2 protein-coding genes are annotated in these 1,327 nt (G+C 65.0%); both read right to left on the bottom strand.

What is annotated here, in order from left to right:
• Nucleotides 1-23 precede the first annotated feature (23 nt).
• On the bottom strand, nucleotides 24-263 hold the full coding sequence (locus tag AC08OJ_RS05290; protein ID WP_476593565.1) for a hypothetical protein: 240 nt from the start codon (nucleotides 261-263) through the stop codon (nucleotides 24-26).
• A gap of 339 nt (nucleotides 264-602) precedes the next feature.
• Nucleotides 603-1,184 (bottom strand): hypothetical protein, encoded by a 582-nt coding sequence (locus AC08OJ_RS05295; protein ID WP_476593567.1) that lies wholly within the window; start codon nucleotides 1,182-1,184, stop codon nucleotides 603-605.
• Nucleotides 1,185-1,327 lie beyond the last annotated feature (143 nt).

Here is a 1,327-nt window from a genome sequence, read left to right on the forward strand (position 1 = left end):
TCCCGGCGGCGTCCACCGCGACGTCAGGTCTTGGGCACCGGATCGAAATTACTCCACCATTCGTACAGGGCCGCCCCGTCGGGGCCGGTCGCTATGAAGGAGACCAACGTGGAATTGTAGGACCAGAAGATGAAGTGATCACCGTCACGCACGTTGCAGACGGCCGTGCCCTGGGTCGCACCCTCGTGGAAGTTCCAGGTGAAGACCTCGTCGCCGCCCTGCTCGCATTTGCCGCCGGTGGTGGTGACCAGGGACTTGCGCACCTCGACGTCGCTGTTCAGATCACTGAATGGTCGCGTAGGAGTAGGCAGCCACTACCTTCCCATCATCCGAGTTGCAGAATAACGACGCCTTGATGTGGCCGCCCTCGGCTTCGCCGTTGGGCTCGTAGTCCGTCATCACGGACGAGTCGAGCTTGGCCAGCAGGGCGTGCTGCGTCGGGGTGAACTGCGCCGAGGGACTCGGACTCGCGCTTGGACTTGGACTTGGCGAGGGCGATGACGATGGGTTTGTCGAGGTCGGTGAGGCGCTGGGGCTGTCGGGCGCGGTCACCGTGCCCGGGTTGTCGGAACCTCCGGAGAGGAGCACAACCGGAATAATGATCAGGAGGAGTGCCGCCGCCACCGCCGCAGCGATGATGGTGTTACGCCGACGTTGAGAGCCGCCGGGCCGGGGGGCGCCCCCGGCGGCGGATAACCTCCGTAACCGCCCGCCGCAGGGTAGCCCTGCTGCTGATACCCTTGGTGGTAACCCGGATCTTGGTGGTAACCCGGCTGATAGTTCTGCTGATATGCCTGTTGCGGATAACTCTCCGTGGGATAGTTGTTGGCGGGATAATCCTGCTGCTGGTAACCCTGGCCGTAGCCCTCGCCGGGTGGGTAGCCCCCACTGGGTGGGTAGACCGCCGTCGGGGGGTACTGATCGGTGCCGCGGTACGGATTCTGTGCGTACTGGTTCTGGGGATACTGGTTCGGAGGGTTCTGGGAGTACTGTTCCGTGGGCGGGTAGCCGCCGGGCTGGTTGACGCCGGGTGCGCTGTTGCCGAGCAGGCGGGTCTCGTCTTCGTCGCCGAACGGTGCCGAGCCCGCGGAGTACGACGAGGCGGAATAAGAACCACCAGCGTTGCCGTCAACCCGTTGGGTCTGGGCGTCCGGGTCCTGGGGGCCTGGGCCCGGTGACTGCATGACGTCCTCCTGCGCTGCGCGAAGAGCGGCCCCGGCCCGCGCTCGTGATCTTGCGGATCCCGCCGTGGTGCTGGGCGGTTCTCGCAACCGTCCATCTGTGTTAGAATGGAACGAACCGCCCAGCTCGATCCTCGATCCTCGAT

The sequence above is a fragment of the Frankia sp. CgKIO3 genome, from assembly GCF_977946435.1.

What these genes read in the sequence shown, in the direction of transcription:
- AC08OJ_RS05295 (WP_476593567.1), bottom strand. Translation starts at nt 1,184, where the DNA reads ATGCAGTCACCGGGCCCAGGCCCCCAGGACCCGGACGCCCAGACCCAA.